We start from the raw sequence: 16023 nt of genomic DNA, 5'->3' as shown, positions 1-16023 counted from the left end.
CGGTTGTCCCATCACTCAGGTTCTTCCCGCGATTCCGTCAGGGCGCCGGCCCTGACAGCGCTTGCAAACTCCCGCAGCGCCGGGCGCCCGCATAAGCGTCTCTTATCCCGGCGATCAGCATTCGTCGTTTGATGGGCGCTTTCACACTCCGTAGAGTCCCGCCCCACACCAGGAGGCAAAGACCATGCAGGGACGCAACGCAGTGAGATTCTTCATCGTCGCGTGGACGACGGCAGCGGGCGCCTTGCTCGGCGCCTGCGGCGGCAGCGGCGACGCCGGCGGCACGGTCTCGGCGCCATCCGCCGCGACCGCATCGGCCGGCAGGCCGGAGAAGGCCGCCGCGGCGGCTGCCGCCACACCGTGGAGCCAGTACATGCTGTCCCCGTCGTCGCGCACCCTGGCCCCGGTCGTGGTCTTCAAGACCGTCGGCACGGTGCAGAACCCCAACAACCTGCTGACCGGCAACACCGCGATGATGTCGGGCCGCGGCAGCTACGTGGTGCTGGATTTCGGCAAGGAGGTCGGCGGCTTCGTCTCGCTGGACTTCCCGGCCGCCGGCAGCAACGCCGAATCGGTCGGCCTCGCCTTCACCGAGTCGAGCGAGTACGTCGGCCCCGTCAGCGACGGCTCCAACGCCGGCCTGAACGCGGGCGCGAGCAGCTCGACCGACGGCGYCATCTACGCGAGCGTCAACAGCACGACCGGCACGACCTACACGATGCCGGCGGCGAGCCTGCGCGGCGGCTTCCGCTACCTGACGCTGTTCATGAACTCCGACGGCTGGGTGCACCTCGCCAACATCCGGCTGCGCTTCACGCCGGCGCCGTTGATGAGCGACCCGAGCGCCTACCCGAACTACTTCTACAGCAACGACGACCTGCTGAACAAGCTCTGGTATGCCGGCGCCTACACGGTGCAGACCAACACGATCGCGCCCGACCAGGGCCGCAAGCTGCTCGCCACGGGCTGGGACAACACCGCCGTGGTCAGCGGCGGCACCTCGGTGCTGACCGATGCCGCCAAGCGCGACCGCACGGTGTGGTCGGGCGACCTCGGCATCTCGGCCGCGGTGGGCTATGTGTCGACCGCCGACACGCTGTCGGTGAAGAACGCGCTGCAGCGCCTGTACGACAGCCAGAAGGCGAGCGGCGAGCTGCCGTACTCCGGTCCGCCCTTCGACCTGTACAGCTCCGACACCTACCACCTGTGGACGCTGATCGGCACCGAGACCTACCACCTCTACAGCGGCGACACCGACTGGCTGCGCTCGATCTGGCCGCGCTACAAGCAGGGCATGGCCTTCATCCAGGCCAAGGTGAACGGCGCGCACGGGCTGCTGCACGTGACCGGCACCAACGACTGGGCACGGGGCGGGCAGGGCGGCGAGAACATCGCGGCGAATGCAATGCTGTACCGCGCACTCGTCACCGGCGCCACGCTGGCAACCGCGGTGGGCGAGGGCGCGACGGCCACCGCTTACGCGACTGCGGCCGCGACGCTGAAGTCGCGCATCAACGCCACGCTGTGGGACGCCGCGGCCGGCGCCTACCGCGACAACCCGGACAGCACGCTGCTGCCGCAGGACGGCAACTCGCTCGCGGTCTGGTACGGGGTGACCGACAGCGCCGACAAGCCGGCGGCCGTCGCCCGCTACCTGAACGCCAACCTCGGCACGCTGGGCGCGCTGACGCCGGAGTGGGGCGGCAACATCTCCGGTTTCGCCGGCTCGATGCAGCTGATGGCGATGTCGGCGGCCTCGCGCGATGCCGATGCGCTGGCCCTGATGCGTCGCCAGTGGGGCTTCATGCTCAACCACCCGACGCGTGGCACCGGCACTTTCTGGGAGGGCTTCGGCGCGGACGGCGGCAGCGGCGGCTATGCGCCGTGGTTCGTCAGCCACGCCCATGGCTGGTCGTCCGGGCCGACCTCGGCGCTGACCTTCTACACGCTGGGCATCAGCCCGACGACGGTGAAGGGGCAGCAGTACGGCGTGATCCCGCACCCCGGCGACCTCACGCACGTCGAGGGCCAGCTGACGTTCGACGGCAGCAAGCGCGTCAGGAACAGCTGGGACCGCGGCAGCGACGGCAGCTTCACGATGACGGTGGACAGCAGCTCGCACACCGGGTCGGTCGGCGTGATCGGCATCCCGCGCTTCGGCATCGACCGGCGCGTCAGCATCGACGGCGTGGAGGTGTGGAACGGCAGCGCCTTCAGCGGCGCAGCCGGCATCGCGAGTGCCGACCAGGACAGCCGCTACATCTACTTCCGCGGCGTCCAGCCGGGTGTGCGCACCTTCCGCACGGCAGGCACGGGTGCTGCCTGGGCGAGCTGCGCGGCCGAGGCCGGGCAGTGYGTCTTCGAGGGCGTGCGCGGCGTGCGCTACGGCAGCGGCAGCAGCTTCGTCTACGGCAGCTTCAACGGCAGCGTGGCCTGCAACAACGCGACCTTCGGTGACCCGGCGCCGAACGTCGTGAAGCACTGCGAGCTGAGCGACACCGAGCGGCCGCCGGCGATCGGCATCTGGACGCCGTGCGCGCTGGAAGGCCAGGGCTGCAGCTTCGACCGCACCCGGACCGTGGCCTATGGCGCGCAGTCGTCGTACCGCTTCCTGACGCGCAGCGGCCCGGTGGCCTGCGACAACGCGACCTTCGGCGATCCGATCTTCGGGGTGGCCAAGCGCTGCTGGGTGGGCCACCTGCCGCAGAACCCGGGCTTCGAGTCGCCGGCGGTGGCGGCGGGCAACGGCGTGCAGTACGGCGCGGCGAACGCGGGCTGGACCTTCTCGCCGGAGAGCGGCACCAGCGGCTCGGGCCTGCAGAAGAACGGCGGCGCGTTCGGCGCGGTGGCCGCGCCGGAGGGCCTGCAGACGGCCTTCGTGCAAAGCGGCGGGGCGATGAGCCAGGGCCTGCCCGACCTGTCGGCGGGGCGGTATGCGGTGCGTTTCAAGGCGGCGCGGCGGGGTTGGAGCTTCGGCGGCGTGCAGACCCTCGGCGTCTGGCTCGACGGCAACCTGCTGGGCAGCTTCACCCCGGGATCGACGCAGTTCGAGTCGTTCACGACCCCGCCGATCGCGCTCGGTGCCGGCGCGCACACGCTGCGTTTCGCGGGCCAGAACACCACGGGCGACAACACCGCCTTCGTCGACGAGGTCGTGCTGGTGACCTACTGAGCCGGCGTCACGCGCCTGTCATGGCGCCCCGCGATCATCAGGCAGCTCGGGGAGTCGTGGAGGGAGACCCATGCGTCGTTGTTGGAAGGCGTGGCTGCTGTGTGCGGCCACGCTGCTGGGTTCTGTCGCGGCCGAGGCCGGGCCGCAGGCCGCCGATCTGAAGTTCCGCGAGTTCTTCCAGCTGCCGGTCGGTCCGCGCGGCCTCGTGCCGAGCGCGCGCCTGCTGTCGCTGGACGGCCAGCCGGTGCGCATCACCGGCTACCTTGCGCACCAGGAGGCGTCGTCCGCCGCACCGGGCATCGCGTTGCTGACCCCGCTGCCGGTCTCGCTCGGCGACGAGGACGAGAGCTTCGCCGACGACCTGCCCGCCTCGACGCTCTACCTGCACCTCGCCGGCCCGCTCGCTGCGCGGACGATCTCGTACCGCCCGGGCCTCGTCTCGCTCACCGGCACGCTGCAGGTCGGCGCGCAGCGCGAGGCCGACGGCCGCAGCTCGTTCGTGCGCCTCGTGCTCGACCCCGAATCCGCATCCGTTCTCCTGGAGTCCCCGAAATGACCCGCCTTGCTGTTGCCGCCCTCCTGCTCGCCGCTGCCTCCGCCCAGGCCGCGCCGAGCGTCACGCGCCTCGTGCCGCCGAGCGAGCTGTTCACGTCGAACGACCCGAACCCGCCGGTGATCGCGCGCTTCCTGCCCGGCCAGCGCTTCGACCTGCAGGCCACCGTGCGGCTGGACGCCGGCACCACGCTCGCCTCGTTCGAGTTCGCGGTCGACGGCGTGGTGCTGAAGCCGGCCTCGGCCGTCACCAGCGTCGTGACGACCGGTTTGAGCCTGCCGGCCGGCACCAACGCCGCCGTCGTCTCGCAGCGCGCCTACTCCAACGCGAAGCCCGGCATCCACAAGCTGACCGTCAACGCGACGCAGAGCGACGGCCAGCGCGTCAGCGCCACCGGCAACTTCGAAGTGGTTGCGCTGGCCGGCGCGGGCCGCAAGGCGAAGAACATCATCATCCTGCTCGGCGACGGCATGGGCGCGGCCCACCGCACCGCGGCGCGCATCATGGCCAAGGGCTATGCGCAGGGCAAGGCGCATGCGGCGCTCGCGATGGACACCTTCCCGAACACCGGCATGGTGATGACCTCGTCGCTCGATGCGATCGTCACCGATTCTTCGCCCGGCATGTCGAACTACGTGACCGGCAACAAGGCTGCGAACAACCAGGAAGGCGTGTTCCCGGACGACACCGCCGACGCGTTCGACAACCCGCGCGTCGAGTACCTGTCGGAGTACCTGCACCGCACCCAGGGCAAGGCACTGGGCATCGTGACGACGGCCGACGTGTTCGACGCGACGCCGGCCGCCAACGCGGTGCACACCTCGAACCGCGGCAACGGCACCGGCATCGTCGACCAGTTCCTGGACGACCGCGGGCTGACCGGCCTGTCGGTGCTGATGGGTGGCGGGCGCAAGTGGTTCCTGCCGAACGGCGATGCGCTGAAGGCCGACGGCTCGCGCAACGGCCAGGCCGTCAACGGCTCGCAGCGCGACGCGAAGTCCGACTACGTGCTGCCGCCGGACCTGGTGGCCGGCTGGGGCGCGGCGCTGGGCGCGAAGGACCCGGCGCGCGACCTGATCGCCGACTTCCAGGGCGCCGGTTTCGCCTATGCGCCCGACCGCGCCGGGCTGGTTGCGGCGGCCGGTGCCGACAAGCTGCTCGGGCTGTTCTCGTACTCGAACATGAACGTCGCGTTCGACAAGATCAACAAGCGCCGCGGCGTCTCGACCATCGTCGACGACTACGGCTTCCCCGACCAGCCGATGCTCGACGAGATGGCCGAGACCGCGCTGCAGGTGCTGTCGCGCCAGAAGAACGGCTTCGTCGCGCTGATCGAGGGCGCGTCGATCGACAAGCAGGCGCACCTGATGGACACCGACCGCTGGCTGTTGGAGGTGATCGAGTTCGACCGCGCGGTGCAGGTGGCGAAGGACTTCGCCGCGAAGCACCCCGACACGCTGGTCATCGTGACGGCCGACCATGAGTGCTCGGGCGCCGCGATCATCGGCGCGTCGACCAAGCCGGTGGCCGCGATCCGCGCCGCCGCCGCGCCGGCCGAGGGCGCGAGCGCGCCGAGCGCCGCGACGCTGCGCGACCCGGTGGTCGGCGTCTACCAGGCCGCGAAGTTCCCGAAGTACACGATCGCCGCCGACGGCTACCCGCAGAGCACCGACGTGGACTACAAGATGCTGATCGGCTACGGCGCCAACGCCGACCGCTACGAGAGCTGGCTCGCCAACGCGACGCCGACGCAGGATTCGCAGCAGCCCTTCGTCGGCCAGGCGCCGCAGAGCGGCTACCCGGCGAACCCGAGCGTGCGCAACCAGGGGGCGGGCTTCCTGGTGACCGGCCAGGTGCCGGGCGACCAGGCGGTGCACACCGCCACCGACGTCCCGCTGTCGGCCCTCGGCCGCGGGGCCTCGCTGTTCAGCGGCGTGATGGACAACACCGACATCTTCTTCAAGATCGCCCAGGCGGCGACCAAGGGCACGAAGTAGCCCCCGGGGGCTACGTCACACCTCCACGTCGTCCACTTCGCGGTAGACGTCGCGCATCCACATCTTCAGGCGCTGGCGGTCCATCAACCCCAGCGTCGCGTCGTTGTCGCCTTCGCGGGCATTCCAGAAGCTGATGCTCGCCGCGTCGATCTTCTGGATCACGGTGTCGTGCAGCTTGCGCATCGTCACCACCTTGGCGCCGAACGACAGCGCGCGGGCCTGCTCGCCCGATTGCTCCAGCACCGAGAAGTCGCTGCCGCGGATGTGGTTGCGCACCAGCACGTACTTGAAGCTCGGGCCGAAGCGGTCGAGCAGYTTCTTCAGCAGGTCGACCGAGTCCTTGCCGGCGTCCATCACGTGCCAGTAGTGGACCTGAGAGTTCGTCTCGTCCAGCAGGTTCAGCACGCCCGACTCGTCCATCCAGCGCACCAGCGGGTCGTGTGTCTGCGCGGCCAGGTCGACCAGCACGCGGCGGTCGGGCTGGTCCACCGCGGCCTCGACGATCGCGTCGAGCGCCTCGTAGCGGTCCACCAGCACCGGCGACGCGTAGCCGGCATAGAAGCGCATCAGCGCACCGTGCGAGCGGTCGGTGTCGAAGCCGATGAAGGGCATCTGGCGGTCGATCAGGTACTGGGCCAGCACCCGTGCCATCAGCGACTTGCCGACGCCGCCCTTTTCGCCGCCGATGAAGTGGATCTTGCTCATGCCGAAGCTTCTCCGAGGTTTGGTGGTCGGGCGACAGTATGAACGCAAGCGCGYCACGGGCCTGCCGGGCTGCCGCGCAAGGTGTTTCGAGGCGTCATGGTGCCGTCATGCGCTTGTCACGCCGCTTTCATGGTGCCTGCTTAACCTGCCGCACGCCAAGACACACCTCGACACGACCCGCCACGCGCGGTGACGTGCCTTCTCCCTCACTCTCCAAGGAAGCCTGATGAGCCACCCAACCGTCGACGCGCGTCGCCGTCTCCTGAAGCTGTTGTCCGGGGCCCCGCTGCTGCCGATGACGAGTTCCACCGCATTCGCCGGCCTGCTGGCCGCCTGCGGCGGTGGTGACGATGGTCCGGCGCCGGCCGCACCGGCCGCCACCGTGACCTCGGTCGAGTTCACCGCGATGGCCGCGCCCGCTGCCGCCGACGTGGCCGCTCCCACCGCTGCCGAACTGGCCGCGATGGGAGCGACGTCCGTCGGCTCCAAGCTGATCGCCAACTACAGCGACGGCACGACCCAGACCTTCGCGCTGAAGTACGAGCCCTTCTTCATCACCGGTGAAATGGTGCCGGACGGCAAGGGCAGCACCATCCTCGCCGGCGGCTACGTCGACATGGCCGGCCAGCCGATCCGGGATACCTCGATGGTCGGCAAGGAGCGCCAGTTCTTTTCCGATTCGCCRGACGGCAGCTCGCTGCTGACCGTGCCGAACCCGACCGTCGCCGGCCTGAAGGGCAAGGCGGTGTTCGCCGTCGTGCAGTTCGAGTACATGACGCGCAACCAGGCCGGCGCCGACACGTACGGCACGCTGCCCTCGCCGATCGCGGTGCTGACGCTCGACCAGGACCAGGCCACCGGCAAGCTGAGCCTGGTGAAGTACCACAACGTCGACACCTCGCCGGCACACGGTCTGTGGATCACCTGCGGCGCCAGCCTGTCGCCGTGGGGCACGCACCTGTCGAGCGAGGAGTACGAGCCGGATGCGGCCTTCATCGACACCAACACGCAGTTCAAGGCCTACAGCAAGAACACCTTCGGCGACGAGACCAAGGCCAACCCGTACCACTACGGCCACCTGCCGGAAGTGACGGTCAACCCCGACGGCACCGGCACGATCAAGAAGCACTTCTGCCTGGGCCGCATCTCGCACGAGCTGATCCAGGTGATGCCGGACCAGCGCACCGCGATCATGGGTGACGACTACACGAACGGCGGCTTCTTCATGTTCGTCGCCGACAAGGCGAAAGACCTGTCGGCCGGCACGCTCTACGTCGCCAAGGTCGGCGCCGGCTTCTCGATCGACCCGGCTGCCGCCGGCGCGGCGCTGACCTGGGTCAAGCTCGGCCATGCCACCAGCGCCGAGATCGAGGTTCTGGCCAATACGCTGAAGGCCAAGGACATCATGGCCGTCAGCAAGACCGATCCGCTGGACGCCACGTACACCAAGATCTTCTGCGACGGCAAGGCCAACTGGGTCAAGCTGGTGCCGGGGATGGAGAAGGCCGCGGCCTTCCTGGAGACGCACCGCTACGCCAACCTGGTCGGCGCGAGCATGGTCTTCACGAAGATGGAAGGCACGACCGTCAACGCGAAGGACAAGATCGGCTACTCGGCGCTGCAGAACATCCAGGCCTCGATGGTGAAGGGCGACGCCGCCTGGCGCGAAGAGATGGGCGTGAGCCTGGACAAGAAGCTGGTGGCCGGCGGCATCCTGGCGCACACGCTGGCCGGCGGCCAGAAGGACACCTCGGGCGCCGCGATCGACAGCGAGTGGGTGCCGGTGCAGACCAAGGCGCTGCTGGTCGGCGAGGACATCGCGGTCGACCGCCTGGGCAACACGTCGAACCCGGACAAGATCGGCAACCCGGACAACATCAAGTTCTCCGAGAAGATGCGCACGCTGTTCATCGGCGAGGACAGCAGCACGCACGCGAACAACTTCCTGTGGGCCTACAACGTCGACACGAAGAAGCTGTCGCGGCTGCTGTCGGTGCCGGCAGGCGGCGAATCGACCGGCCTGCACGCGGTCGACGACATCAATGGCTGGACCTACATCATGAGCAACTTCCAGCACCCCGGCGAATTCGTCGGCGGCATGCCGGCCGCGCTCAAGACGGGCCTGGACCCGGTGGTGAAGGCGAACTACAAGGACAAGTTCGGCGCGGCCGTCGGTTACCTGACGGGACTGCCCGAACTCGGCTGATTCGGCTGATCAGGGAGGAACGGCCACGGAGGTGGCCGGTGCTGGCCAGAAGAGGGAAGGGGCCGCGGGCGTGATGCCTGCGGCCCCTTTTTCATCAATGCGCCTGGTCCCAGTTCCGCCCGATCCCCACCTCCGCCACCAGCGGCACCTTCAGCTTCGCGACGCCGGCCATCAGCCTCGGCACCTCGGCCTTCACCCACTCGAGCTCGGCTTCCGGCACCTCGAGCACCAGTTCGTCGTGCACCTGCATCACGAGCTTCGTCGCGCGCTGCTCGGCCAGCAGCACGTTCTGCACCGCCACCATCGCGAGCTTGATCAGGTCGGCCGCCGTGCCCTGCATCGGCGCATTGATCGCCTGCCGCTCGGCACCGGCGCGCCGCGGGCCGCTGCCGCCGTTGATCTCGGGCAGGTAGATGCGGCGGCCGAACAGCGTCTCGACATAGCCCTTGTCCTTGGCCGACGCCCGCGTCTCGTCCATGTAGCGCTTCACGCTCGGGTAGCGCGCGAAATACCGCTCGATGTAGTTCGTCGCCGCGCTGCGCTCGATGCCCAGGCTCGACGCCAGCCCGAACGCCCCCATGCCGTAGATCAGCCCGAAGTTGATCGTCTTCGCGTAGCGCCGCTGCTCGCTCGTGACCGCCGCCGGCTCGATCGCGAACACCTCGGCCGCGGTCGCGCGGTGCACGTCCATGCCCTCGGCGAAGGCCTTCAGCAGGCTTTCGTCGCCGCTGATGTCGGCCATGATGCGCAGCTCGATCTGCGAGTAGTCGGCGCTCAGGATCACGTGCCCCGGCGGCGCGATGAAGGCCTCGCGCACGCGCCGGCCTTCGGGCGTGCGGATCGGGATGTTCTGCAGGTTCGGGTCGGTGCTCGCGAGCCGCCCCGTCACCGCCACCGCCTGCGCATAGTTCGTGTGCACGCGGTGCGTCTCGGGGTTCACCATCAGCGGCAGCTTGTCGGTGTAGGTGCCTTTCAGCTTCGCCAGGCTGCGGTGCTCCAGCAGCTTGGCCGGCAGCGGGTAGTCCTCGGCCAGCTTGTCCAGCACCTCTTCGTCGGTGCTCGGTGCGCCGCTCGCGGTCTTCTTGATCACCGGCAGCCCGAGCTTGGTGAACAGGATCTCGCCGATCTGCTTCGGCGAGCCCATGTTGAACGGCTGGCCGGCGAGCTCGTGCGCCTCCTGCTCCAGCGCCACCATGCGCTCGCCCAGCTGCTGGCTCTGCGCCGACAGCACCAGCGCATCGATCAGCACGCCGTTGCGCTCGATCTGCTGCAGCGCGATCGCCGTCGGCATCTCGATCTGCTGGTAGACGCGCAGCAGCCCCGGCTCGGCCTGGATCTGCGGCCACAGCGCCTGGTGCACCTGCAGCGTCATCTCGCTGTCCTCGCCGGAATAGCGCGCCGCGCGCGCCACGTCGACCTGCGCGAACGGGATCTGGTGCGCGCCCTTGCCGCACAGGTCTTCGTAGCTGAGCCCCTTGCGGCCCAGGTGGCGCTCGGCCAGGCTTTCCAGGCTGTGCGGGCGGTGCGCCTCCAGCACGTAGCTCTGCAGCAGCGTGTCGTGGACGAAGCCGCGCGCGAGGATGCCGGCGTTCTGCAGCACGTGGAGGTCGTACTTGATGTTCTGGCCGAGCTTCGGCGCGGCGGCGTCTTCGAGCCACGGCTTCAGGCGCGCCAGTACCTCGTCGATCGGCAGCTGCGCCGGTGCGTCGGCGTAGTCGTGGCGCAGCGGCACGTAGGCCGCCTCGCCCGGCTGCACCGCGAACGAGACGCCGACCAGCTGCGCGCGCATCGGGTCGAGCGAATCGGTCTCGGTGTCGAACGCTGCGAGCGGCGCGGCCTTCAGGCGCGCGATCCAGGCGTCGAGCGCCTCGAAGCTGGTGATGGTGTCGTAGCGGCCGTCGGAGGGCGGCTCGTCCGTGGCCGTGGCAGCGGGCTCGTCCGGTGCGCCGTCGCCGAACAGGTCGCCCGTGGCGCTGTCGGCCGGCGGCTTGGGCGGCTTTACTGCCTTGACCGGCGCGGGCGGCGGTGCCGCCACCGCCGTTTCCAGCTCGCGCTTCCAGCTCTTGAAACCGTAGCGGCCGTAGAAGTCGAGCAGCGCGGCGTTGTCGGTCGGCTTCAGCGCCAGCCCGTCGAGCGCCGGCCAACCGGCCAGGTGCTCGGCCAGTTCGCAGTCGTCGCGCACCGTCACCAGCTTGCGGCCCGTCGGCAGCCAGTCGAGCGCCTTGCGCAGGTTCTCGCCGGCGACGCCCTTGATGCTCGCGGCCGCGTCCATCACGCCTTGCAGCGAGCCGTACTCTGCGATCCAYTTCGCGGCCGTCTTCGGGCCGACCTTCTCGACGCCGGGCACGTTGTCGACGGTGTCGCCCATCAGCGTCAGGTAATCGACGATGCGCTCCGGCGGCACGCCGAACTTCGCCATCACGCCCGGCACGTCGAGCTTCTCGCTGCTCATCGTGTTGATCAGCGACACGCGCTCGTTGACGAGCTGCGCCAGGTCCTTGTCGCCGGTGGAGATCACGACGCGGTGGCCGCGCTCGGCCGCCACCCGCGCCAGCGTGCCGATCACGTCGTCGGCCTCGACGCCGGGCACCATCAGCACCGGCCAGCCGAGCAGCTTCACCACCTCGTGGATCGGCTCGATCTGCTGCACCAGCGGCTCGGGCATCGGCGCGCGCYGGGCCTTGTACTCGGGGTACCAGTCGTCGCGGAAGGTCTTGCCCTTGGCATCGAACACGCAGGCCGCGTGCCCGGCCTTCACGTCGATCAGGGCGCGCTTGAGCATGGCCACCATGCCGTGCAGCGCGCCGGTCGGGAAGCCTTCGGCGCTGCGCAGGTCGGGCAGCGCATGGTAGGCGCGGTAGAGGTAGCTGGAGCCGTCGACCAGCAGCAGCGTGCCGGCGTCAGTGGTGGATGTGTCGGTCATCCGGCCATTGTGGCGGATGGCGCATGCGATGGAACTCGGCATGGAGGCCGGTTACTCAGGCTGGCATCCTGTCGCCGCGGCGGCGGCGCGATGGACATCGAACAACCCCTTGATGGGAGCCGGCACGCATGATCTCGAGACAGAGTCCACAACAATCGCCTCGCAACGACATTGAAGAGCCATCGACCTCGACACCATCGACCCGCGACAGCTCGGAACTTGCTGGCAAGATTCAAGACGAAAAAGCGCAAGCACGGGATGCCATCCCGTCGACAGTACCTGGCGGCTGCATGCCTTACGCGGCGTGGCGTGCCGATCAAGACATCGCCGAGCGCGAAGATGCGGCCCTGCGTGCGGGGTTCGGAATGGAGCGCGCGAGAGAGATCGCAGGGACCCCGGGATCGACCATCCGGGGTTGGGTGCACTCGGCTGGCGAATTGCCTGAGCACGAGAATCAGTAAACGGCAAAGGCTCCTCATGCTCCCACCCATCGCGCTGACCGTGCTGGTCGCTGCGCTCCATGCCGGCGTGCCGCTGGCCACTGCCGTGCAGGCCGCGGCGATCGGCCACGGCAAGCCTTCGATGATGCTGGCCCAGCCGTATGCACGTGGCGCCTTCCAGCCCGCGCTGCACTGGGTCAGCGAGAAATACGACGGCGTGCGCGGCTACTGGGATGGCAAGCGCCTGCTGACGCGCAACGGCCACCCGATCCGCGTGCCGGCCTGGTTCACGTCGGGCTGGCCGCAGCGCGCGATGGATGGCGAGCTGTGGGCCGGCCGCGGCCGCTTCACCGCAGCGGCATCGACGGTCGCCGCCGAGGTGCCGGACGACGCCGCGTGGCGCGAGATGCGCTTCATGGTGTTCGATCTGCCCGACGAGCCGGGCGATTTCGACCACCGCCTGCCGCTGATCGAGCGCCTGGTCAAGACGGTMGGYACGACGTGGATCGAGGCGGTGGTGCACGGCCGGGCCGCGGATGAAGCCGAGCTGTTGAAGCTGATGCGCCGTGTCGTCTCGGTCAACGGCGAGGGCCTGGTGCTGCACCGCGGCGATTCGCTCTACCTGCGCGACCGCAGCGATGCGCTGCTGAAGCTGAAGCCGCAGGACGACGCCGAGGCGCGCGTCGTCGGCCACCTGCCGGGCGAAGGCAAGTACGCCGGCCAGCTCGGGGCGCTGCTGGTCGAGATGCCCGACGGCCGGCGCTTCCGGCTCGGCAGCGGGCTGAAGGATGCCGAGCGCCGCCAGCCGCCGCCGATCGGTGCGACCGTGACCTACCGTTACCGCGGGTTTCATGAGAGCGGCCTGCCGCGCTTCGCGACCTTCCTGCGGGTGCGGCCCGACTGAGCTGGGGACGGGGCCAGTGGTGGTTGACCCCGGCGCGGGGCGTGCGCGGCAGCGCTGCCTACAATGCCCCCATGAAGCTGCTGCCCGTGCTGGCCTGCCTGGCCTTGTTGTCGTCGATCGCCCCCGCCCTCCATGCGGAGCCCGTGCCGGCGCCGAAGCCGATTCCGGCCCCGGTCGAGAACTTCGACACCGGCGAACCGCAGGTCGACCACCTGGTGCACGAGGACGAAGGTTCGCGCATCGAAGAGTTGCGCGTGCGCGGCGAGGTCAAGCGCATCGTCGTCAAGACCAAGGCCCCGCTGAAGGGCGAGTACGAGATCCTGCCGGACAACGCCGCCAAGGGCGTGCCGCAGGCGCCCAACGGCTCGCGCGGCGTCGCCGGCCAGCGGGTCTGGCAGGTCCTTGCCTTCTGAGCGGGCCGATGGCTGTCTTCACCGAGGTTTCGTTCGACACCGCCGCCGCGCTGGTGGCCCGCCTGCAGATCGGCGAGCTGACCGCGCTGAAGGGCATCGCGGCCGGCATCGAGAACACCAACTACTTCGCCGACACCACGCAGGGCCGCTACGTGCTGACGGTGTTCGAGCGCCTGAGCTTCGAGCAGCTGCCGTTCTACCTGCACCTGATGAAGCACCTGGCGCGCCACGGCGTCGCGGTGCCCGAGCCGCAGGCCGACGCCGCGGGCGAGATCCTGCACCAGATCGACGGCAAGCCTGCCGCGGTGGTCGACCGCCTGCGCGGCGGCCACCAGCTCGCACCCGACGAGCTGCACTGCCGCAGCGTGGGCGCCGCACTGGCGCAGATGCACCTGGCCGGCGCCGACTTTCCGCGCCAGCAGCCCAACCTGCGCGGCCTCGCCTGGTGGGCCGAGACGGTGCCGGTGGTGCTGCCCTTCCTGGCCGATGCGCAGCGCGCGCTGATCGAGGCCGAACTCGCATTCCAGCAGCAGGTGGCGGCGTCGCCGGCCTATGCGGCGCTGCCGCGCGGGCCGATCCACGCCGACCYGTTCCGCGACAACGTGATGTTCGAGGGCCACGCGCTGACCGGCTTCTTCGATTTCTACTTCGCCGGCGTCGATGCGCTGCTGTTCGACATCGCCGTGTGCCTGAACGACTGGTGCATCGACCTCGACACCGGCCGCCTGGCCGAAGACCGCGCGCTCGCCTTCGTCGAGGCCTACGACGCGGTGCGGCCGCTCGGCTCCAGCGAGCGGCGGCTGATGCCGGCGCTGCTGCGCGCCGCGGCCTTGCGCTTCTGGATCTCCCGCCTGTGGGACCTGCACCTGCCGCGCGATGCGTCGGTGCTGAAGGCCCATGACCCCACTCACTTCGAGCGCGTGCTGCGCCAGCGCGTCGAGAACGCCTGGCATCCGGCGATGGGCTGACCGATGGCTGACCGATGAAATTCCAGCATGTTCCCGCGAGCCGCGGCGCCCTCTGGGTGCGCCAGGGCGTGGCCGCCTTCGCGACGCGGCCGCTCGCCTACTCCGGCCTGCTCGGCCTGTCGCTGTTCGCGAGCTTCGTGCTCGCCTTCATTCCGCTGCTCGGGCCCTTCCTGCTGCTCGGGGCGTTCCCGTTGCTGTCGCTGGGCTTCATGATCGCCACGCGCCTGACGCTGGCCGGCCGCTCGCCGATGCCGACGGTGTTCATCGCGCCGCTGCGCGTCGACGGGCCGCGGCGGCGCGCGCAGCTGTGGCTCTATGCCGGCTATGCGCTGGCGGCCTTCCTGATCTGGTTGCTGACCTATGCCATCGCGGGCTCGCGGGTGATCGAACTGCAGCAGTTGCTGTACAGCGCCAACACCCCGCCGGAGGTGCTCGACGCGCGCCTGTCCGACGGCCACCTGCAGCTGGGCATGCTGGTGCTCTTCGCGTTGAGCTCGGTGCTGAGCGTGGTCTGGTGGCATGCGCCGGGCCTGGTGCACTGGGGCGGCATGAGCGCGTCGAAGGCGCTGTTCTTCAGCCTGGTGGCGTGCTGGCGCAACCGCGGCGCCTTCGCCATCTACATGCTCGTCTGGTTCGGTACGGCGCTGGCGGCCGTCATCCTGGTGAGCCTGGTGTCGTCGCTGCTCGGCCAGCTGGAAGTCGGCAAGGTGCTGATGCTGCCGGTCTGGCTGATGATCCTGAGCGCCTTCTACGCATCGCTGTTCTTCACTTTTGCCGACAGCTTCGAGTTGCCGTCGGCAGACACCGACACCGGGAGTCCGTCGCCATGAATGCAGCCGCCGCGCCGTCGAAGATCGCTCTTGTCACCGGTGCCGGAACCGGTATCGGCCGCGCGTGTGCGCTGGCGCTGCTGCGCGAGGGCTGGGGCGTGGTGCTGGCCGGCCGCCGCGCCGAGCCGCTGCAGCAGACGCTGGCGCAGGCGGGCGAGCGGGCCGCGAATGCGCTGGCGGTGCCCACCGATGTGGGGGATCCGGCGTCGGTGAAGGAATTGTTCGCGGCTACGCGCGAGCGCTTCGGCCGGCTCGACCTGTTGTTCAACAATGCCGGTGCCGGCACGCCGGCGATGCCGATCGAGGAGTTGAGCTACGAGCAGTGGAAGGCGGTGGTCGACGTGAACCTGACGGGCGCCTTCCTGTGCACGCAGGAGGCGTTCCGACTGATGAAGGCGCAGACGCCGCAGGGTGGGCGCATCGTCAACAACGGCTCGATCTCGGCGCATGCGCCGAGGCCGTTCTCGGCGCCTTACACCGCCACCAAGCATGCGATCAGCGGGCTGACGAAGGCCAGCTCGCTGGACGGCCGGCCGTTCAACATCGCGGTTGGCCAGATCGACATCGGCAATGCCGCCACCGACATGACCGAGCGCATGACGCGCGGCGTGCCGCAAGCCAATGGCAGCACGATGGTGKAGCCGCGGATGGATGTGCAGCATGTGGCGAATGCGCTGCTGCACATGGCGGGCTTGCCGCTGGAGGCGAATGTGCTCAGCATGACGGTCATGGCGACGCAGATGCCATTCGTTGGGCGGGGCTGACCTCTTCCCGGTGGGGGACTCGCTGCGCGAGGGCTTTCTCTTCCCTGCGGGGGCTTCCTTTCACTGCGTGAGGCTGCTGCCGGGTCTCGCCCCGGACGCTGCGCTGTGCGGGCAGGTTTCGCCCTGCCGGGCGAGTCACTTTCATTTG

11 protein-coding genes are annotated in these 16023 nt (G+C 69.4%); 9 read left to right on the top strand and 2 right to left on the bottom strand.

Annotated features, from left to right (window positions below):
- Positions 1 to 184: 184 nt before the first annotated feature.
- The 3 genes from AC1D15_RS02600 (at position 185) to AC1D15_RS02590 (ending at position 5722) form a co-directional block, all read left to right on the top strand.
- Positions 185 to 3172 (top strand): alpha-L-rhamnosidase-related protein, encoded by a 2988-nt coding sequence (locus tag AC1D15_RS02600; protein WP_477824807.1) that lies wholly within the window; start codon positions 185 to 187, stop codon positions 3170 to 3172.
- A gap of 70 nt (positions 3173 to 3242) precedes the next feature.
- Positions 3243 to 3728 (top strand): hypothetical protein, encoded by a 486-nt coding sequence (locus AC1D15_RS02595; RefSeq protein ID WP_465113689.1) that lies wholly within the window; start codon positions 3243 to 3245, stop codon positions 3726 to 3728.
- Entirely contained in the window at positions 3725 to 5722 is a 1998-nt protein-coding gene (locus tag AC1D15_RS02590; protein WP_477824806.1) for an alkaline phosphatase, read from the top strand. Before AC1D15_RS02595 ends, AC1D15_RS02590 begins: the two co-directional genes overlap by 4 nt.
- A gap of 15 nt (positions 5723 to 5737) precedes the next feature.
- Here the strand turns inward: AC1D15_RS02590 and AC1D15_RS02585 are convergent, their stop codons facing one another.
- Positions 5738 to 6427 (bottom strand): P-loop NTPase family protein, encoded by a 690-nt coding sequence (locus tag AC1D15_RS02585; RefSeq protein ID WP_047509600.1) that lies wholly within the window; start codon positions 6425 to 6427, stop codon positions 5738 to 5740.
- A gap of 226 nt (positions 6428 to 6653) precedes the next feature.
- Here AC1D15_RS02585 and AC1D15_RS02580 point away from each other — a divergent pair, with 226 nt between their 5' ends.
- Positions 6654 to 8633: a PhoX family protein gene (locus AC1D15_RS02580; RefSeq protein WP_477824805.1), complete on the top strand. Its 1980-nt coding sequence runs from the start codon at positions 6654 to 6656 to the stop codon at positions 8631 to 8633.
- 94 nt (positions 8634 to 8727) lie between these two features.
- Here the strand turns inward: AC1D15_RS02580 and polA are convergent, their stop codons facing one another.
- On the bottom strand, positions 8728 to 11556 hold the full coding sequence (gene polA / locus AC1D15_RS02575; protein ID WP_477824804.1) for a DNA polymerase I: 2829 nt from the start codon (positions 11554 to 11556) through the stop codon (positions 8728 to 8730).
- 477 nt (positions 11557 to 12033) lie between these two features.
- Between polA and AC1D15_RS02570 the strand changes: the two genes are divergently transcribed.
- The 5 genes from AC1D15_RS02570 to AC1D15_RS02550 all read left to right on the top strand — a co-directional run bounded on the left by AC1D15_RS02570 (position 12034) and on the right by AC1D15_RS02550 (position 15875).
- Positions 12034 to 12900, top strand: coding sequence for a DNA ligase (locus AC1D15_RS02570; RefSeq protein WP_465113685.1), 867 nt, complete (start codon positions 12034 to 12036; stop codon positions 12898 to 12900).
- Between the two features lie 71 nt (positions 12901 to 12971).
- A complete protein-coding gene (locus tag AC1D15_RS02565; protein ID WP_156155042.1) occupies positions 12972 to 13313 on the top strand; it encodes a hypothetical protein in 342 nt (113 codons plus the stop codon).
- A gap of 8 nt (positions 13314 to 13321) precedes the next feature.
- A complete protein-coding gene (locus AC1D15_RS02560) occupies positions 13322 to 14281 on the top strand; it encodes a homoserine kinase (RefSeq protein ID WP_477824803.1) in 960 nt (319 codons plus the stop codon).
- A gap of 14 nt (positions 14282 to 14295) precedes the next feature.
- Entirely contained in the window at positions 14296 to 15111 is an 816-nt protein-coding gene (locus AC1D15_RS02555; RefSeq protein ID WP_156155041.1) for a BPSS1780 family membrane protein, read from the top strand.
- A complete protein-coding gene (locus tag AC1D15_RS02550; RefSeq protein ID WP_477824802.1) occupies positions 15108 to 15875 on the top strand; it encodes an SDR family oxidoreductase in 768 nt (255 codons plus the stop codon). Before AC1D15_RS02555 ends, AC1D15_RS02550 begins: the two co-directional genes overlap by 4 nt.
- Positions 15876 to 16023: the final 148 nt, after the last annotated feature.

Source organism: Rhizobacter sp. P2_H2, from assembly GCF_056403375.1.
The sequence above is the reverse complement of the archived record's forward strand: the minus strand, read 5'-3'. Positions and strand labels throughout refer to the sequence as shown.

Coding starts and splice junctions, on each gene's coding strand:
- AC1D15_RS02595 (WP_465113689.1), top strand. CDS start 3,243: ATGCGTCGTTGTTGGAAGGCGTGGCTGCTGTGTGCGGCCACGCTGCTG.
- AC1D15_RS02590 (WP_477824806.1), top strand. CDS start 3,725: ATGACCCGCCTTGCTGTTGCCGCCCTCCTGCTCGCCGCTGCCTCCGCC.
- AC1D15_RS02555 (WP_156155041.1), top strand. CDS start 14,296: ATGAAATTCCAGCATGTTCCCGCGAGCCGCGGCGCCCTCTGGGTGCGC.
- AC1D15_RS02565 (WP_156155042.1), top strand. CDS start 12,972: ATGAAGCTGCTGCCCGTGCTGGCCTGCCTGGCCTTGTTGTCGTCGATC.